Here is a 16,671-nt window from a genome sequence, read left to right on the forward strand (position 1 = left end):
GAACAGGCATTGCGAAGCCGTGACGGACGGTGTGCCGCCACGTCCCCGCAACCGCCGCTTGCGCATGGTTGGCGAGGGCTGGACCATCCACGGCCCGCCTGCCATCGGAATGTTCCTCGATGCGAATCGACCTTTCGCGCCGCCACATCGTGCAGGCCGTCGGCTTTGCCCTGCTGGCACCGGCGTTGAGTCCCGCCCGTGCGATCGCCAACGCTGCGGACGTCGTGCCTGAACCACCCGCCGGCTTCGGCACCTCCACCACGGCCGCAGCGGCCACCCGTGGGCTCGACCTCGCAGGCAGGACCGTGCTCGTCACCGGCGCGACGTCCGGCATCGGCATGGAGACCATGCGCGTGCTCGCCCTGCGCGGCGCGCATGTCATCGCCACCGCACGCTCGCGCGACAAGGGTGAGGCCGCGCGCCAGGGCATGCGTGGACGCATCACTCCGGTGGTCCTCGACCTGGCGGATTTCGATTCGGTACGCGCCTGCGCCGCGCAGGTCCGCGCGCTGGCACCGCGGCTGGACGCACTGGTCTGCAATGCCGGGATCGTGCTGGATCGGCTCGAGCAGGTGCGCGGACTCGAGAAGCAGTTCGTGGTCAACCATCTCGGCCACTTCCTGCTGGTCAATGAACTGCTGGCGCAGGTGCGCGCGGCGCCGCAAGGGCGCGTGGTGGTGCTCGGCAGCGGCGACCATGAGCGTGCACCAGCGGGCGGCATCCAGTTCGACGATCTGTCCGGGGCGGGCTGGGATGGGCGCTACAGCCACTCCAAGCTCGCCAATGGCCTGTTCTCGCTGGAACTCGCGCGCCGCCTGCGCGGCACGTCCGCCACCGCCAACTGCGTGACGCCGGGACATACCCACACCAACATCCTGCGCCACGTCGGCAATGCCTACCGCGACGACGCGCGCACCGCGCAGGTGGGCGCGGCCACGCCGTGCTATGCGGCCGTACATCCGGCGATGACCGGCGTCAGCGGCGCTTACCTCCGTGATTTCCGCGCGGCAGCACAAGGCGTGCACCAGCGCGACGCGGCCATGGCGCGGCGGCTGTGGGACGTCTCGACAGCGCTCACCCGCAAGTCATGAAGACACATCGGAAAGCCGCGCGCGCACGCCGCCGCGGCCCGGCGCACGCGTTGGCGTGCAAGCGCTTCGAACACCGCGATCTGACACACTTCCCGCGGATCCGGCGCGGTGCCGGGACGGGGTCCGCATGAAGGAACGATTTCCTCCCTGGATGCAGGACTGGCTGGGACTGATCGTGCCGATCGGCCAGGTGGTGCTGATCGTGCTCGTCGCCGCGCTGCTGCGAATGCTCGCGCGACGCGTGACCGAGCGCATCTGCGCCCGCTACAACGCGCCGGCCGAGCTCGCCATCGGTGCGCGGCGCGTGATCACGTTGCTGATCTCCTCGGCCGCGTTCCTGTTGATCCTGGAGCGCTTCGGCGTGTCCGGCATGGTGCTGTGGACCGCGTTCACGGGCTTCGCCGCGGTCGCCGCGGTGGCGTTCTTCGCAGCGTGGAGCGTGCTCTCGAACATCTTCTGCGCGATGCTGATCCTGGCCACCCGGCCGTTCCGCCTGCACGACCACATCGAAGTGCTGGAAGGCGGCGACAAGCCCGGTCTCGGCGGCCGCGTCACCGACATCAACCTGGTCTACACCACCCTGCTGGAAACCGGAGATGACGGCGAGCCGCAGGGCAGCGTGCTGCGCGTCCCCAACAGCCTGTTCTTCCAGCGCACCGTGCGCCGCTGGCGCAGCGAAGACGAACGCCTGAAGTGGTCGATGCGACGGCCCCGCCGCGAGCGCGAACTCGACGACTGACACCGGTCCGGAGCCAGCGTGCCTGCACCGTGACCGGCGTGCGGGCTACTGCAGCCAGGCGCGCAGCAGGGCCGGCGCCGCGGCACCCACCAGCACCACCACCAGGAACGGCAGGCGCAGCAGCAGCGCCAGGCCGGCCGCGGCCAGCGCTGCCAGGCGCGCATCGAAGGCCAGCACCTGGCCGCTGGCGAAGGCGTTCATCGCCGTCAGCGACGCCAGCAGGCCGATCGTGAGCGTGCCGGCGACGCGCCGCATGCGCGGCGCTTCCAGCCAGCGCGCCGGCACCAGGTAGCCCGAAAGCTTGATCGCGTAGGCGGCCAGGCTCGCCAGCAGGATCCACGCCCACATCGACATCAGCGCGACTCCCCCGTCGACATGCCCCGTGGCGCGCCGTCGGCATGCGCGGCTGGATCGACATCAGGCTCGAGGCCCTCGTCAGCCGGCCCACGGCTGAACCATCCCCAGAGCGCGGCGACCAGCGCAGCGACCAGGATCGGCACACCCGGCGGGGCCACGGGCACCGCCAGCACCGTGGCCAGCGCGCAGACCACGGCGAGTGCAACCGGTTCGCGCGCCGACAGCCGCGGCCACAGCAGCGCGAGGAACGCGGCCACGGCCGCGCCATCCAGTCCCCAGCGGCGCGGATCGCCAAGCGCATCGCCAAGCAGCGCACCTGCGACGGTGAACAGCGTCCAAAGCACGTACACGCCGAGGCCTGCGGTCCAGAATCCGCGGCGCTGCTCGTCCGGCTCGACCTGACCCGCGGCCGTTGCCGCCGATTCGTCGATGGTGACCTGCGCCGCAAGCCAGCGCCGCCAGCCGCGCGGACGCAGCATGCGGTTGATCTGCATGCCATAGACCGCGTTGCGGACACCGAGCAGGGTGGCCGCACCGAACGCCGCCGAGCCGCTGCCGCCGCCAGCCAGCACACCGATGAACGCGAACTGCGAGCCGCCGGTGAACATCAGCGTGCTCAACGCGACGACCTGCCACGGGTCGAGGCCCGCGGCGACGCCGAGTGCTCCGAACGACAGGCCGTACAAGCCGGTGGCGAAGGCGATCGAGAGGCCGATGCGGACCGCCGGCGAATGGATGAGGCGCATGCGCGCATCTTGCCATGGGCCGCCAACGTGCCGCTCCGGGCATGGCGATGGGACGCTTCGTTCGTGCAATGGCGTCGGGATGCATCGTTCCGCGCGAAAACGGCGGCAGCGCCTTCCCGTTGCTTGAAGCATCGCTACTCTCGCACCAGTTCCTTCCTCCCCAGCCAATAGCAGGACGTCCCTTGAGCACCTACCGCCTCGCCATCATCGTCGGCAGCAACCGTCGCGAATCTATCAACCGCAAGCTCGCCGAAGCCATGGCGCGGCTGCTGCCCGCCAACTTCGAAGTCAGCTATCCGCGCATCGACGACCTGCCCATGTACAACATGGACCTCGAAGGCGGGCGCCCCGCGTCGGTGACGCGCTTCACCGACGAAGTCGCCGCCGCCGATGCCGTCGCCGTCGTCATGCCGGAACACAACCGTTCGCTCCCGGCGGTGCTGAAGAACGCGATCGACTGGGGCTCCAAGCCGATGGACGCCAACGTCTGGCGCGGCAAGGCCACCTCGATCACCGGCACCACGCCGGGCGCGATCGGCACCGCGGTCGGCCAGCAGCACCTGCGCCAGATCCTCGGCATCCTCGGCGCCGTGGTCCAGGGCGGCGAGGCCTACATCCAGTTCAAGCCCGACCTCATCGGCGCCGACGGCGACTTCACCGATCCGGGCACGCGCGCCTTCCTGCAGGCCTACGTGGACGGTTTCGTCGACCTGGTCACGCGACTCGCCAAGCGCTGAACCGCAGCGGCAGGCACGGGCCGTTCAGGGCCCCGTGCCTGCCGCCTGCTAAGATGCCGGCATCGGCCAACCTGCGCCGCACGCGCGTCCCGCGCGACTCCCGGTCGCCCGCCTCGCTCCCTCACGCGTCACCGCTCCGCTCCCGGAGCGACGCCCCATGGATGCGCCCGTGCCCGGATACCTCACACGCAATCTCGTGACCCACGTCGATGGCGTGGCATTCCAGCTGCGCGTGCTCAGCGACCTCCAGCAATACGCCGATCCCGACGGCCATGCCGACGCGCTCGGCATTTCCTCCGCGCAATGGAGCCTGTTCGGCCACCTCTGGCCGGCCGGCCGCCTGCTGGCAGGCGCCATGCAGCATGTCGACATCGCCGGCCGTCGCATCCTCGAGCTCGGCTGCGGCATAGGCCTGGCGAGCCTGGTGCTGCAACGTCGCGGCGCCGATGTGGTCGCCTCCGACATCCACCCGCTGGCCGATGCGTTCCTGGCCTACAACGCCGCGCTGAACGCCCTGCCCGCCGTGCACTACCGTCACATGCGCTGGGATGAGCCGCTGCCGTCGCTCGGCATGTTCGACCTGATCATCGCCAGTGACGTGCTCTACGAGCGCGGCCACGCCACGCTGCTGTCCGAAGTGGTCGCGCGGCACACGCTCCCCGAGGCCGAAGTGATCGTCAGCGATGCCGGCCGCGGCCACGGTGCCGCGTTTACCCGCGCGCTCGGCGCGCTCGGATTCCTGCCCACGGCCGGCGACGAACCTGCCGCCACCGGGGACGGGGACGGCACGCCCGGCTGTCGCCTGCTGCATTTCCGGCGCACCCTCGCGTCGCGGCGCGCCGCATGAGCGCGCGCGACGACGACTGTGCCCGCTGCGACGCGGTCTGCTGCCGCCTGACGGTCGTGCTGCAGCCGGAAGACCGCATACCCGCCTACCTCACCGCCACTACCAGCGCTGGCCTGCACGTGATGGCCCGCGACGAGGAAGGCTGGTGCGTGGCCGTGGATCCCGCGCACATGCATTGCTCGATCTACGAAACGCGACCGGAGGTGTGCCGTCGCTTCGTCATGGGCGCCCCGTACTGCAGCGCGATCCGCGAGGATTACAGTGCGAGCAGGGCGCAGGGCATTCCCCTGGTCATGTACTGAAACCGGAGCCACGCATGTCCAGCAAGCCACCACCTTCTTCCAGCTCGGCCACCAGCCGCATCTTCGCCGTCGGCAAGACGCCGAAGGCGGGCGATCGCGGCGCCAGCATGACGCGCGAGCGCATCGCGTCCGACATGGCCGAATTCCACGCCACCGGCGGGCACATCGAAGTGCTTGGCACGACCCGCCTGCTCACGCGCATCGGCGGCGATGCCGCCCCGGCCGCCGTCGTGGCCGACCCGCCCGCCGTGAAGCCCCCGCGCCGCGGCAAGGCCTGAGCGCGCCGCCGGCGCCTGCGGTGTATAACGCAGGTCCCCACATCTTCAGGAGCGGCGCAATGAACGCATTGTCCAGGCTGGCTGCCTTTGCACTCGCGGCCACCGTGCTGCTGGCCGCGCCGTCGATGGCCGCGCTCAAGGCTGGTGATCCGGCCCCCGACTTCACCGCGCCGGCATTCATGGCCGGCGAGCCGTTCACCTTCAAGCTGGCCGATGCGCTGCGCAAGGGCCCGGTGGTCGTGTACTTCTTCCCGGCCGCGCGCACACCCGGCTGCAACCTGGAGGCAAGCCTGTTCTCGAAGGCGATCGATCGTTTCGCGGCGCACCACGCCACGGTGATCGGCGTCACCGCCGGCAATATCGAGCAGCTGGCGGGTTTCTCGGCGGACACTGAAACCTGCGCCGGCAAGTTCCCGGTTGCCGCCGACCAGGGCGCGGTGATCGCCGCGAAGTACGACGCCGTGATGGACAGCAGGCCGGACATGTCCAGCCGCACGTCCTATGTGATCTCAAAATCCGGCGAGATCGTCCACGCCTACTCGGACTCCAACCCGAACCGGCACGTTGCGGAGACGCTGGCGGCGGTGGCCGCGCTCGACGGCAGGTAGCCGCACGCGCCAGGGCTTACACTGTCGGGAATCCCAGCAAAAGGAAATCCCTTGGCCAAGCCAAACTATTCGTTCGAAAAGCGCCAGCGCGAGCTGGCGAAGAAGAAAGCCCAGGACGAGAAGGACGCCCGCAAGCGCGCCGCGCGCGAGGCGGCCAAGCCGCAGGCGCCGGACGCCCCGGAGCAGTCTGCGGAAGACGCACCGCCCGAGTCGACCTGAGGCGAGCGATCCCGGTCAGTCGAGGCTGCTGCCATCCCGCTCGCGCAGCCAGTTGTGGGCGCGGGTAGCTGCGATCGCACCGTGGCCCATGGCCACGCTGATCTGGTCGAGGCCATCGACGATGTCACCGACGCAGTAGAGCCCCGGGACCTGCGTCCCGAACGGTGAACGCACGTCGGTGCTGCCGTTCTCGTCGACCTCCAGCCCCAGCATCACCGCAAGCTCGGTACGCTGGCGGCAACCCAGCGCCGGGTAGACCACGTCGAACGCCAGGGGCGATTCGACGCCTTCGACATGGATGTCGAAGCGGCCCGGTGAGGGGTCATACCGCACCACGGGCCGGTCCACGATGGTGATCCCGGCGGCGGCGAGCTGCGTGCGCTCGTCATCGGTGAGTTCGTCGTACCTGCGCGGCAGCAGGGTGATGTCGTCGCTGAACGTGCGCAGGAACAGCGCTTCCGCCGCGCCCTGCCCGTCGCAGCCGATCACCGCCACGCGGTGGCCGATGTGCTCGTAGCCGTCGCAGACCGGGCAATAGCGCAGCACCCCGGCCGCGATCGCAGCCTCGTGGACATCATCCGGCAGCGGGATCTGCTCCAGGCGCAGCCCGGTCGCGAGCACCAGCGTGCGTGCGTGAAGGGACCGGCCGTCCTTCAGTGCCAGCGTGAATCCCTGCCCCCGGCCTTCGCCCTGGTGCCCGGCCGCCACGACCTCGGCCTCGAGGACCTCGGCACCGTAGCGTTCGGCATGCGCCTGCATGCGCTGCAGCAGTTCGGGACCGGCTACGCCGTCGGGAAATCCCGGTGCATTGTGGGTCCGCGGAATGCGCGCGGCGCGCGAGCGTCCGTCATGCACCACGAGCACGCGGCGCCGGAAGCGCGCCAGGTACAGCGCAGCCGACCATCCCGACGGCCCCGCCCCCACGACGATGCAATCCCACGGCGCCTCCACCTGCGAGTCCGGGCGACTCAAGCGGCCTGCCGCAGCGTGCGCTGGAACAAGGCCAGCATCCGCGCCCACGCCTCTCTGGCAGCCGCTTCATCGTAGCGGGGCGTGGTGTCGTTGTTGAAGCCGTGCTGGGTGCCGGGGGGCTGGTAGAGCGCATGGCGCACGTTGGCCGCCTTCAGCGCTTGCTCGTATGCCGGCCACGCGGCGTTGATCCGCTCGTCCTCGGAGGCAAGCACGACCAGCAACTCGGCGCGGATCTTCGGAACGTCCTCCAGCGCCGGCGCACTGCCATAGAACGGCACGGCGGCGGCGAGCTCCGGCAGCTGCGTCGCCAGGTAGTTGGCCATGCCGCCGCCGTAACAGAAGCCGACCACGCCGATCCGGCCGTTGCCACCCTCGATGCCATCGAGAAGCTTCGCCGCGGCAATGAAGTCCTGGCGCGTCTTCGCCTGGTCAAGGCCCTGGAACAGCGCGCGCGCGGCGTCCTCGTCGCCGGGATAGCCGCCAAGCGGAAACAGCGCGTCCGGCGCGAACGCGATATACCCCGCCAGCGCCAGGCGCCGGGCGACGTCCTCGATGTGCGGGTTGAGCCCGCGGTTCTCGTGCACCACCAACACGGCGGGCAGCGGTCCTGCGGCACCCGCCGGGCGCACCAGATAGCCGCGGGCGCGGCCATAGCCCTGCGGTGAATCGAACTCGAGAAGGCGCGCGGCGAGCCGGGCGTCGTCGGGCTTGACCTGCTGCGCCAGGGCGAACTGCGGCGCCAGCGCCGCGAGCAGGCCAGCCGCCGTGGTGGCGCCCGCAGTGAAGCGCGCGGCGCCAGCCAGGAACGCGCGGCGGTCGATGTCGCCATGCACGTAGCGGTCGAACAGCCCGAGTACGGCGGGATGGAAGTCGGCTGCGGTCTTGCGCGGAGCGGACATGGCGGTCTCCGGTGTTGGCGATGGCCACCGCATGCTAACAAGCGCGCGCGCAAACAGATGTCTGCGCTGGAAGCGGTCCCGCAAAGTGGCCGACGCAACGGCGACAGCCACCTCGCACCCCGCGAATTACCAGCAAGCCACGTTCAAACACTGCACGTTGGCCGAACTTCGGCGGCGTAACTGGCGGTTTCCCACCAGTTATCGTATAATGCCGCTCCTTCCGCCGCCGCCACTCCTCACGGGGCGTGGCCGCACGTCTGCACCACGCGGACCCACCAGCACGAGGAGACGCATGTCCAGCAAGCCCACCCCGACCGCAGTCAAGCCAACGACCCCTTCACGCGTGTTCGCCGCCAGCTCCCGCGGTGCACAGAACGCCAGCCTCAGCAGCGACACCATCGCGGCCGATATCGCGGCCTTCAAGACCCACGGGGGCCGCATCGAGGTCCTCGGCACCACCCCGCTCCGCACGCAGGCCCAGGGCCCGGCGTTCCGCTCCAAGAGCACTACTGCCAAGAGCGCCGCCAAGAGCACGCCGAAGCGCGCCGCGGCCGCGGCCGCGCCTTCCGCCACCAAGAAATCGGCCGGCTGACGGCCGAGCGCCCGCGCCGGGTCAGTCGACTTCGGCGGCCGCCTCGCGACCCTGCTGGCGGATCAGGGCTTCCTCGCGCGCGTCGTTGATCGCCTCGCGCACGCTGTCCAGGTCGGCAACGCGCTCATCGTGCACGAAGGTGCCGGTGAGCACGGAGTCCGGCTGCAACTCGCCGGCCTCGAACAGCGCCCACATCTCCTCGCCGTACCAGGTATCCAGCAGCTCGGGCGCCCAGTGGCCCAGGCCCGCGGTGAGGTTGTTGACGTCGCGCAGCAGCATGGTGCGCGCGGCATTGTTGCCGCCCGCACTGACCACCTGCGGGAAGTCGATGACCACCGGGCCGTCCGGGCCGACCAGCACGTTGTACGGCGACAGGTCGCCGTGGATCAGCCCGCAGCACAGCATCAGCACCACCTGGCGCACGAGCACCGCGTGGTAGGCGCGCGCCTGCTCCGCGGTGAGCTCGACCTCGCCCAGCCGTGACGCCACGAATCCGTCGGCGTCGGTGACCATTTCCATGACCAGCACGCCATGGTGGAAGCCGTGCGGCTCGGGGACGCGCACGCCGGCGTCGCGCAGCTGGTACAGCGCATCGACCTCGGTGTTCTTCCACGCCTCTTCCTGCTGCCGGCGGCCGTAGCGGGAAGCCTTGCCGATCGCGCGCGCCTCGCGGCTGCCGCGCACCTTGCGTCCTTCCTGGTACTGCACGCGCTGCTGGAAGCTGCGCTGCGCCATGTCCTTGTAGACCTTCGCGCAGCGCAGTTCGCCGCCGGCGCGCACCACGTACACCGCTGCCTCCTTGCCGCTCTTGAGGGGGCGCACGACCTCGTCGATGACGCCGTCGTCTATCAGCGCCTGCAGCGGGGCTGGGGTTCTCATTCAGTTCCTGGGGACGTGGCGCGGGATGGCGCCGAAGCCGGCCATTCTCGCATTACCCGGTCGCCGGCCATGAACGCCTACCAGACCAGGTCGTCGGGCACCTTGAAGCGGCCGTACCAGTCATCGTCGGCGGCATCGGATTGCGGCGGCGCGCTACGCGCATGGTCCAGCGCGATCATCGCGGGATCACGGGCTTCGACCTTCTCCGCGGCGGCGCGCGGGATGATGGCGTAGCCGGCGTCGTGGCAGGCGACCACCAGGCTGCCGGACGCGAGCTGGCGACGCACGGCATCGGTCACCAGCAGGCTGCGGATCACGCCAGCATGGGTAAACCGGTAGTCCATCGTGCCGTCCACGGCCAGCCGGTTCTGCTCCACGATCTGCCGCACCTGCGCGCGCAGCTCCTGCGCCCTCGCCTGCTCGTTGCGTTCGGCGGACAGCGCGCGGTCGCGCTCGATCTTCTCCAACCGTGCGCGTTCCAGCGCGGCCTTACTTTCATCGACGGGCGGCGGTGATTTCGCATGGCGCTGGCGCGTCTGTTCGCGCGCCACCTGGTCGACCCTGGACTTCTTCGCCAGTCCGGCCTTGAGCAGCTGTTCCTGCAGTGGATTGCGCATGTCGGTGCCCTTGCATGATGCCGCCACGATGATACGCGGGCCGCGGCGGTGGCGCTCCGCCACGCCACCCGCGAATGAGCCGGAAGTGGACCCGACCGTTTTTCGTGGCGCCGGATGACGCAGGTCAAGGAGGCACCGGCGCGTGCCGGGCACACTGCACGCATCACGAAAAACCACGTCACTGGAGATCGTCATGAAGAAGTCCATCCCCGTCCTTGTCGGCCTCGCACTCCTGTCCGCGGGCGGGCTGGCCAGCGCCGCCAACTGCAGCATCGTGCTCGACAGCAACGACCGCATGCAGTACGACCAGAAGAGCATCGAAGTATCGGCCGGTTGCGCGACGGTGACCGTCGAACTCAAGCACAGCGGCAAGCTGCCGAAGACGGCGATGGGCCACAACGTGGTGATCACCACCGAAGCCGACGCCACGCCGGTGGCGCAGGCCGCGGTGAAGGCAGGGGCCGCGAACGGCTACGTGCCCGCCGGCGACAAGCGCATCATCGCCGCCACCAAGATGCTGGGCGGCGGCGAGAGCACCAAGATCACCTTCCCGGGCCGCACGCTCAAGGCCGGTGGCGACTACGCGTTCTTCTGCTCGTTCCCGGGCCACTCGGCGCTGATGCGCGGCAAGCTGGTGGTCAAGCCCTGACCGCACGCGCTTCGCTCCACAACGGACATGCCGGCCTCGCGCCGGCATGTTTGTTTGCGTGTCGAGGATCCTTCCACGATATGCATTCAAACACTTGATTGGCGTCAAGGCGTGCGCGTCGCGGCACATGCAAAATTTTCGGCAACGGGGGAAAGGCCCCCATGGAGCTGGAAATGAATGTCCTGAAGACCACGCTGATCTCTGCGGCCATCGCACTTGCCTGCGGCGCATTCGCCGCCCCGCCGGCCTACGCCGTGGATGCGCTTGAACTCATGCAGTCCACCGTCGACCAGGCGCCCGACCTGTCGGCGCTCGCCGAGCACAAGGTGCAGCTGGTGCGGCCGCCGTTCGTGCACGAGCACGACCAGGTCGCGCCCGGCGCCCCGCGGCTGGTGAAGTTCACCCTGCCGATCGAGGAAAAGGAAATCGTCATCGACGACAAGGGCACGCGCATGCATGCGATGACCTTCGGCGGCTCGATCCCCGGCCCGATGATGGTGGTGCACGAGGGCGACTACGTCGAACTCAAGCTGATCAACCTGGCCAGCAACAGCATGCCGCACAACATCGATTTCCATGCCGCGACCGGCGCGCTGGGCGGCGGCGACTTCACCGTCGTCGCCCCGGGCGAGGAAGTCACGCTGCGCTGGAAGGCGACGCGCTCCGGCACCTTCATCTACCACTGCGCCCCGGGTGGCTCGATGACGCCGTGGCACGTGGTGCAGGGCATGCACGGCACGATCATGGTGCTGCCGCGCGACGGCCTGAAGGACGGCGACGGCAAGCCGCTGCGCTACGACCGCGCCTATTACGTCGGCGAGACCGACTTCTACATCCCGCGCGACGCCGACGGCAACTTCCGCTCCTATGCCAGCCCCGCGGAATCGCTGCCCGACACGCTCGCCACGATGCGCACGCTCACGCCCTCGCACATCGTGTTCAACGGCGCGGTCGGCGCGCTGACGGGCAAGAACGCGATGACGTCGAAAGTCGGTGAAACGGTGTTGTTCGTGCACTCGCAGGCCAACCGCGACACGCGTCCGCACCTGATCGGCGGCCACGGCGACTACGTCTGGGAGGAAGGCAAGTTCGACAACGCGCCGATGAAGGATCTCGAGACCTGGTTCATCCGCGGCGGCTCGGCGGGCGCGGCGCTGTACACGTTCCTGCAGCCGGGGCTGCACGTGTACCTCAACCACAACCTGATCGAGGCGGTGGAACTGGGTGCGGCGGGACACGTGCAGGTCGCGGGTGACCGCTGGGATCACGACCTGATGACGCAGCCGGCCAGGACGGGCCCGATCCGTCCGGATACCGACCTGTCGATGCCGGCAGCCCGCTGATCGGTCACTTCCGCACAGTCCGCAATACGCAAGGGCACCGCGTCAGCGGTGCCCTTCGCGTTTCGGTGATTCACCTGCCTGACCTGCGCGCGGCGCCGCACCATGCACTCAGCGCGCCAGCCAGCGCCATGGCAGGTCCACGGCCTTGGAGATGCCGATCCGCGCAGTGGCCCGGGGTGGCGCCTCGCCACGAAAGCCGTCGTCGAAGATGCCCACGCGCGCGCTGGCCACCAGGTCCTCGCCGTCGAACGTGCCGTCGATGCCCAGCGCCTGGGTCAGCTTGCCGGGCCCGTTGGCGAGATCGGCATCGCGTGACGCGCGTGGCCGCGCCGCACGCATCGCCTCGATGCCGGCCAGCGGCAGCAGTCCGCGCATCAGCACGCCCGAGCCGTTGCCACAGGTCGCGTTGCAGCACCAGTGGATGCCGTAGCTGAAATACACATACAGGTGGCCCGGCGGGCCGAACATCGTGGCGTTGCGCTTCGTGGGGCCTCGGAAAGAATGCGCCGCCGGATCGTCGCGCCCGCGATAGGCCTCGACCTCGACGATGCGGCCGGCGCGGCCGTCGGCCACGCGCAGTACCCGGTGCACCAGCTCCGGCGCCACGTCGAGGACATCGCGATCGAAGAAGCTCCGTGGCAGGCGCGTCATGCCGGGCACGTCGTGGGCGGTTGGCGTGGCATCAGGGGTGCCATCGTGCCATGGCGTTCCGGCCGCCATCGCCACGCGCCCTTCGCACGCTGCGGGCTGGGGCATGATGTGCGCCAGGGGACAACGGAGGCGCGCGATGACGCCGTGGCTGGTGGTACTGCTGGACCTGCTTGGCACCTTTGCATTCGCCATCAGCGGCGCCACGATGGGCGTGCGCAAGCGGCTGGATTTCTTCGGCGTGATGGTGCTGGCGTTTGCCGCCGCCACCGCAGGCGGCATCGCGCGCGACACCCTGCTCGGCGCCACCCCGCCCATCGCGCTCGCCGACTGGCGCTATCTGGCGGTGTCGGCGGTGGCGGGCGTGACCGTGTTCTTCGGCTATGAGCAGGTGGAGCGCATGCGCAACCCGGTGCAGCTGTTCGATGCCGTCGGCCTGGCGCTGTTCGCGGTCACCGGCGCGGCCAAGGCGCTCGCCTTCGGGCTTGGCGGCACGGGCGCGGTACTGCTGGGCATGATGTCGGGCATCGGCGGCGGCATCGTGCGCGACGTGCTGGTGGCCGAAGTCCCCGCGGTGCTGCACCGCGAACTGTATGCCGTGGCCGCGGTGCTCGGCGCAGCCTGCGTGGTGGTGGGCGTGGCGCTGGGCCTTCGGCCGGGCCCCGCCATGGTGGTCGGCGCGGCGCTGTGCTTCGTACTGCGCTTCATCGCGATCAGGCGCGGATGGCAGCTGCCGATCGCGCGCAAGCCGGGGGAGTGACGGCCGGCGATGGGCTTCCCCCTCACCCACCTTCCCCGAACAACGATTCCTGCGCCGGCGGATACGCCAGGCGTCCATCCACCACCCGCGCGGGCGAAGTCCACGGATGCGGCGTGGGTGCGCCGGCGCCGAGGATGTGCAGGACCTGGATGCCGCGCAGTTTGAGCACGTCCGCCACCAGCGCGCGGTGGCAGCGCCACCACAGCGATTCGGCGCACATCAGCGCGCTGCGCCGGCGCGACGCCATCGCCAGCGTGGCCGCCAGGCCTTCGGCGAACTCGATACTCTCGAGGTGGTCCGCGTAGCCCTGGAACGAGGCATTCCGCCAGCCGGTGTTGGGCGATCCCGCACGCGCCCGCCGGCGCCCGCCCAGTTGCGGCAACCAGGCGTATTCGATGCCGTGCGCCGGCAGGTTCGCGGCGAGCGCCTCACGCGCGAACCAGGGATAGCGGCGCGAGCCAGGAAAGCGCCGCACGTCGAGGATCGCCCCCATGCGGTGACGCGCAAGCAGCGCCACGAAGTCATCGAACGCCAGCGTCGAATGGCCGATCGTCCAGATCGTGGCGGCGTCGTCAGATGGTGCGTCACCTGGCATGCCGTGAAGGTAGCCGGGCCGTGGCCGTCAGCGCGTGAATCCCTGGTCGGCGAGCGCCAGCGCGCTCCTGAATTCGCGGCGCCGGCCATCGAGCGGATCATCGAACGCAAGCGCGTGTGCGAGCAGCTGCAGGGGCCGTGCGTGGTCGTCGGCCGTGGCATCCCGCAGCTCCGGATACAACGCGTCATTGAGGATCGGCGCACCGAGCGCGGCCATGTGCACGCGCAGCTGGTGCTTGCGGCCGCTGACCGGGCGCAGCCGGTAACGCCACGCATGCTCGCCGCGTTCAACCACGTCGAGCCAGGTTTCGCTGTTGGCCTCGCCGGCGACCTCGCGCATGCGGAAGAACGGCTCGCCACGTTCCAGGCGGCTGCAACGCACCAGCGGAAACGCCAGCGCCGGCAGCGGCGGCGCGACGGCCAGGTACTCCTTGTCGATGCACCGCTCGCGGAACAGCGCCTGGTAGCGCGCGCGGCTGTCGCGGCTGGCCGAAAACAGCACCAGCCCCGCGGTCAGGCGATCGATCCTGTGCAGGGGCACCAGATCCGGGTTTCCGAGCCGCCGCACCAGCCGCCCCAGCAGCGTTTCGCGCACGTAGGCGCCGGCAGGTGCGACCGGCAGGAAGTGCGGCTTGTCGGCGACTACCAGGTGCGCATCGACATGCAGGACCGTCTCGGTGAACGGGATGCGCAGCTCGTCGACGACTTCGCGGAAGTAGCGGATCTCGGCCCCGGTCCGGTACGGCGCGGTCGCCGCAAGCGGCTGGCCGTCGACATCGAGTACGCGGCCGCGCGCGAACCGGTCCACCCAGGTCGTGCGATCGATCGCGGGAAACCGGTCGCACAGGGCGTCGAGCACCGTCGTCCAGGGACCTGGCGGAAGCTGCAGCCGGCTAGCGGCCACGTCGTCCGACAATGCGGGCGTCACGCCGGACACAGGGTGTCGACGACGATCACGCCACCACCAGTACCAGCTTGCCGGTGTGCCGACCACTCTCCAGCCAGGCATGCGCCTCGGCCGCCTGCTCCAGCGGGAACGTCCGGTCGACCACCGCGCGCACGCGCCCGGCCTCGATCCACGGCCACGCGACGCGCTCCACTTCGCTCGCCAGCCGCGCCTTTTCGTCGGCGCTGCGCGGGCGGAGCATGGACCCGGTGATCACCGCGCGCTTGCGCATCAGCGTGGCCACCGGCACGTGCAGCTCGTTGCCGGCCTGGGCGGCGATATAGACGATGCGGCCGCCGGTGTTGAGTGCGTCGAGGGTCGCGGCGAAGTACGGCGCGCCGACCATGTCCACGGCCACGTCGATGCCGCCCGCGGCCACCGCCGCCGCGCCGAATTCCTCGCGACTGGTGTCCACCGCGATGTCGGCGCCAAGCTTGCGCGCCGCGGCGGCTTTCTCCGCTCCACGCGCGGTGGCGACGACGCGCGCGCCGGCGGCCTTCGCCATCTGGATCGCGGCCACGCCAATGCCGGATGTCGCGCCGTGCACCAGCAGCGTCTCGCCGGGCTGCAGCGCGCCGTGCTCGAACACGTTCGCGTAAACGGTGAATACCGTTTCCGGCAGCGCCGCGGCCTGCACGAAATCCAGCCCGGCCGGGATCGGCAGGGCGTGGCGCGCGTCCACCACCGCATACCCGGCGTAGCCGCCGCCACCCAGCAGGGCGCAGACGCGGTCGCCCACCTTCCAGCGTCCAGCGGCTTCCTCCACCTCGCCGGCGACCTCCAGCCCGAGCGTGTCGGGCGCACCCGGCGGTGGCGGATAGCGCCCGCCGCGCTGCAGCACGTCCGGGCGGTTCACGCCGGCCGCGCGCACGCGCAGCAGCAACTCGCCTTCGCGTGGCCGCGGGCGCGCCACCGTCACCGCATGCAGGGCCTCGGCGGGGCCCGAGCCGCCGGGGATGGCAATGGCGGTCATCGTGTCGGACATCCGCGTGCTCCGGAAATGGGGGCCAACAAAGGTACACCGCCCCCGACGCGCGCCCGGAACCCACCGTTTCACGCGCCGGGGCGACCCGGGCGATCTGCCGTGTCCGGGCCCGCAAGTTCCTTCACACGCATTGTCCACGCGCGGGGGGACCATTCGCACACCTGTACGCCAACGAGGATGAACATGAAGACTCCGATCGCCCTGCTCGCCGCCGCCTGCGTCCTGTCGCTGGCCGCGTGCGGCAACAACGAACCGGCCATGGATTCCACCGCGACGCCGAGCCCGTCACCCGCGCCCGCATCGACTGAGCCCGCACCCACTCCGGCCGAAACGCCCCCGGCGGCGACCGACGCCGGGACCTACGGCAGTGACATGCCGCCGGCTGCATCCGATGCGCCTGCCGCGGCGGACACGAGCGGCAAGCCGGCAGCCATGGTGGAAAACTGCAAGACCACGATCGAAGGCAACGACGCCATGCAGTACAACGTCGGCTCGATCGCCGTACCGTCCTCGTGCAGCGAATTCACCATCACCCTCAATCACGTCGGCAAGCTGCCGATCGCCGCCATGGGCCACAACGTGGTGATCAGCAGCCAGTCCGACATGCAGGGCGTGAACGCGGATGGCATTGCCGCGGGGGCGGGGGCGCACTACATCAAGGCCGGCGACACGCGGGTGATCGCAGCCACCGAGATGGTCGGCGGCGGCCAGAGCACGTCCGTCACGTTCCCGGTGGCCAAGCTCCAGAGCGGTGGGCCATACGTGTTCTTCTGCAGCTTCCCGGGGCATGCGGCAATGATGAAGGGCACGATCAGCGTCGGCTGACGCGCGTGCGTTCTCCGCGGCGCCAGGGACGGCGTCGC

Annotated in this window: 23 protein-coding genes; 13 read left to right on the top strand and 10 right to left on the bottom strand. The window is 70.0% G+C overall.

What is annotated here, in order from left to right; genetic code table 11:
* The first annotated feature begins 119 nt into the window (after positions 1–119).
* Both JGR64_RS08095 and JGR64_RS08100 read left to right on the top strand, forming a co-directional pair.
* The gene (locus tag JGR64_RS08095; protein ID WP_199372863.1) at positions 120–1,091 is read left to right on the top strand and encodes an SDR family NAD(P)-dependent oxidoreductase; all 972 of its coding nucleotides are present in this window, start codon (positions 120–122) and stop codon (positions 1,089–1,091) included.
* A 127-nt stretch (positions 1,092–1,218) separates the two neighbouring features.
* A complete protein-coding gene (locus JGR64_RS08100; protein WP_199372864.1) occupies positions 1,219–1,830 on the top strand; it encodes a mechanosensitive ion channel family protein in 612 nt (203 codons plus the stop codon).
* Between the two features lie 45 nt (positions 1,831–1,875).
* Here the strand turns inward: JGR64_RS08100 and JGR64_RS08105 are convergent, their stop codons facing one another.
* Positions 1,876–2,184: an AzlD domain-containing protein gene (locus JGR64_RS08105; RefSeq protein ID WP_199372865.1), complete on the bottom strand. Its 309-nt coding sequence runs from the start codon at positions 2,182–2,184 to the stop codon at positions 1,876–1,878.
* Positions 2,184–2,933 carry an AzlC family ABC transporter permease gene (locus tag JGR64_RS08110; RefSeq protein WP_199372866.1) on the bottom strand — a complete coding sequence of 250 codons (750 nt, stop codon included), beginning with the start codon at positions 2,931–2,933 and terminating at the stop codon, positions 2,184–2,186. Before JGR64_RS08110 ends, JGR64_RS08105 begins: the two co-directional genes overlap by 1 nt.
* Before the next feature lie 182 nt (positions 2,934–3,115).
* Between JGR64_RS08110 and JGR64_RS08115 the strand changes: the two genes are divergently transcribed.
* From JGR64_RS08115 to JGR64_RS08140, 6 genes are all read left to right on the top strand, one after another.
* On the top strand, positions 3,116–3,670 hold the full coding sequence (locus tag JGR64_RS08115; protein ID WP_199372867.1) for an NADPH-dependent FMN reductase: 555 nt from the start codon (positions 3,116–3,118) through the stop codon (positions 3,668–3,670).
* Between the two features lie 157 nt (positions 3,671–3,827).
* Positions 3,828–4,517: a methyltransferase domain-containing protein gene (locus JGR64_RS08120; RefSeq protein ID WP_199372868.1), complete on the top strand. Its 690-nt coding sequence runs from the start codon at positions 3,828–3,830 to the stop codon at positions 4,515–4,517.
* Positions 4,514–4,819, top strand: coding sequence for a YkgJ family cysteine cluster protein (locus JGR64_RS08125; protein ID WP_199372869.1), 306 nt, complete (start codon positions 4,514–4,516; stop codon positions 4,817–4,819). Before JGR64_RS08120 ends, JGR64_RS08125 begins: the two co-directional genes overlap by 4 nt.
* A 14-nt stretch (positions 4,820–4,833) precedes the next feature.
* The gene (locus tag JGR64_RS08130; protein ID WP_199372870.1) at positions 4,834–5,097 is read left to right on the top strand and encodes a hypothetical protein; all 264 of its coding nucleotides are present in this window, start codon (positions 4,834–4,836) and stop codon (positions 5,095–5,097) included.
* Positions 5,098–5,156: 59 nt separating this feature from the next.
* Positions 5,157–5,705 carry a redoxin domain-containing protein gene (locus JGR64_RS08135; protein ID WP_199372871.1) on the top strand — a complete coding sequence of 183 codons (549 nt, stop codon included), beginning with the start codon at positions 5,157–5,159 and terminating at the stop codon, positions 5,703–5,705.
* Positions 5,706–5,756: 51 nt separating this feature from the next.
* A complete protein-coding gene (locus tag JGR64_RS08140) occupies positions 5,757–5,924 on the top strand; it encodes a hypothetical protein (protein WP_199372872.1) in 168 nt (55 codons plus the stop codon).
* A 15-nt stretch (positions 5,925–5,939) separates the two neighbouring features.
* Here JGR64_RS08140 and JGR64_RS08145 read toward each other — a convergent pair whose 3' ends face one another.
* Together JGR64_RS08145 and JGR64_RS08150 are read right to left on the bottom strand one after the other, a co-directional pair.
* Positions 5,940–6,896 (bottom strand): NAD(P)/FAD-dependent oxidoreductase, encoded by a 957-nt coding sequence (locus JGR64_RS08145; RefSeq protein ID WP_199372873.1) that lies wholly within the window; start codon positions 6,894–6,896, stop codon positions 5,940–5,942.
* Complete coding sequence (locus JGR64_RS08150; RefSeq protein ID WP_199372874.1) at positions 6,893–7,795, bottom strand: dienelactone hydrolase family protein; 903 nt, start codon at positions 7,793–7,795, stop codon at positions 6,893–6,895. Before JGR64_RS08150 ends, JGR64_RS08145 begins: the two co-directional genes overlap by 4 nt.
* Before the next feature lie 292 nt (positions 7,796–8,087).
* Here JGR64_RS08150 and JGR64_RS08155 point away from each other — a divergent pair, with 292 nt between their 5' ends.
* Positions 8,088–8,387, top strand: coding sequence for a hypothetical protein (locus JGR64_RS08155; RefSeq protein ID WP_233348012.1), 300 nt, complete (start codon positions 8,088–8,090; stop codon positions 8,385–8,387).
* A gap of 21 nt (positions 8,388–8,408) precedes the next feature.
* Here the strand turns inward: JGR64_RS08155 and JGR64_RS08160 are convergent, their stop codons facing one another.
* A complete protein-coding gene (locus tag JGR64_RS08160; protein ID WP_199372875.1) occupies positions 8,409–9,266 on the bottom strand; it encodes a PA4780 family RIO1-like protein kinase in 858 nt (285 codons plus the stop codon).
* Positions 9,267–9,343: 77 nt separating this feature from the next.
* On the bottom strand, positions 9,344–9,883 hold the full coding sequence (locus JGR64_RS08165; protein ID WP_199372876.1) for a DUF2058 domain-containing protein: 540 nt from the start codon (positions 9,881–9,883) through the stop codon (positions 9,344–9,346).
* 193 nt (positions 9,884–10,076) lie between these two features.
* Here JGR64_RS08165 and azu (JGR64_RS08170) point away from each other — a divergent pair, with 193 nt between their 5' ends.
* Positions 10,077–10,532 (top strand): azurin, encoded by a 456-nt coding sequence (azu, locus tag JGR64_RS08170; protein ID WP_199372877.1) that lies wholly within the window; start codon positions 10,077–10,079, stop codon positions 10,530–10,532.
* Positions 10,533–10,705: 173 nt separating this feature from the next.
* Positions 10,706–11,875: a copper-containing nitrite reductase gene (gene nirK, locus JGR64_RS08175; protein ID WP_199372878.1), complete on the top strand. Its 1,170-nt coding sequence runs from the start codon at positions 10,706–10,708 to the stop codon at positions 11,873–11,875.
* A 108-nt stretch (positions 11,876–11,983) separates the two neighbouring features.
* Here the strand turns inward: nirK and JGR64_RS08180 are convergent, their stop codons facing one another.
* A complete protein-coding gene (locus tag JGR64_RS08180) occupies positions 11,984–12,631 on the bottom strand; it encodes a DNA-3-methyladenine glycosylase (protein WP_233348013.1) in 648 nt (215 codons plus the stop codon).
* A 31-nt stretch (positions 12,632–12,662) separates the two neighbouring features.
* Here JGR64_RS08180 and JGR64_RS08185 point away from each other — a divergent pair, with 31 nt between their 5' ends.
* Positions 12,663–13,283 (top strand): trimeric intracellular cation channel family protein, encoded by a 621-nt coding sequence (locus tag JGR64_RS08185; protein ID WP_199372879.1) that lies wholly within the window; start codon positions 12,663–12,665, stop codon positions 13,281–13,283.
* A 22-nt stretch (positions 13,284–13,305) separates the two neighbouring features.
* On the opposite strand, the gene JGR64_RS08190 is transcribed toward JGR64_RS08185, so the two are convergent.
* The 3 genes from JGR64_RS08190 to JGR64_RS08200 are packed head-to-tail and all read right to left on the bottom strand — an operon-like array spanning position 13,306 to position 15,808.
* On the bottom strand, positions 13,306–13,878 hold the full coding sequence (locus JGR64_RS08190) for a DUF488 domain-containing protein (RefSeq protein WP_199372880.1): 573 nt from the start codon (positions 13,876–13,878) through the stop codon (positions 13,306–13,308).
* A 27-nt stretch (positions 13,879–13,905) separates the two neighbouring features.
* Complete coding sequence (locus JGR64_RS08195; protein WP_234446933.1) at positions 13,906–14,814, bottom strand: pseudouridine synthase; 909 nt, start codon at positions 14,812–14,814, stop codon at positions 13,906–13,908.
* 16 nt (positions 14,815–14,830) lie between these two features.
* A complete protein-coding gene (locus tag JGR64_RS08200) occupies positions 14,831–15,808 on the bottom strand; it encodes an NAD(P)H-quinone oxidoreductase (protein ID WP_199372882.1) in 978 nt (325 codons plus the stop codon).
* 183 nt (positions 15,809–15,991) lie between these two features.
* Between JGR64_RS08200 and azu (JGR64_RS13885) the strand changes: the two genes are divergently transcribed.
* Positions 15,992–16,633: an azurin gene (azu, locus tag JGR64_RS13885; RefSeq protein ID WP_233348015.1), complete on the top strand. Its 642-nt coding sequence runs from the start codon at positions 15,992–15,994 to the stop codon at positions 16,631–16,633.
* Positions 16,634–16,671: the final 38 nt, after the last annotated feature.

Source organism: Luteimonas sp. MC1572 (genome assembly GCF_016615815.1).
GTDB lineage: Bacteria > Pseudomonadota > Gammaproteobacteria > Xanthomonadales > Xanthomonadaceae > Luteimonas.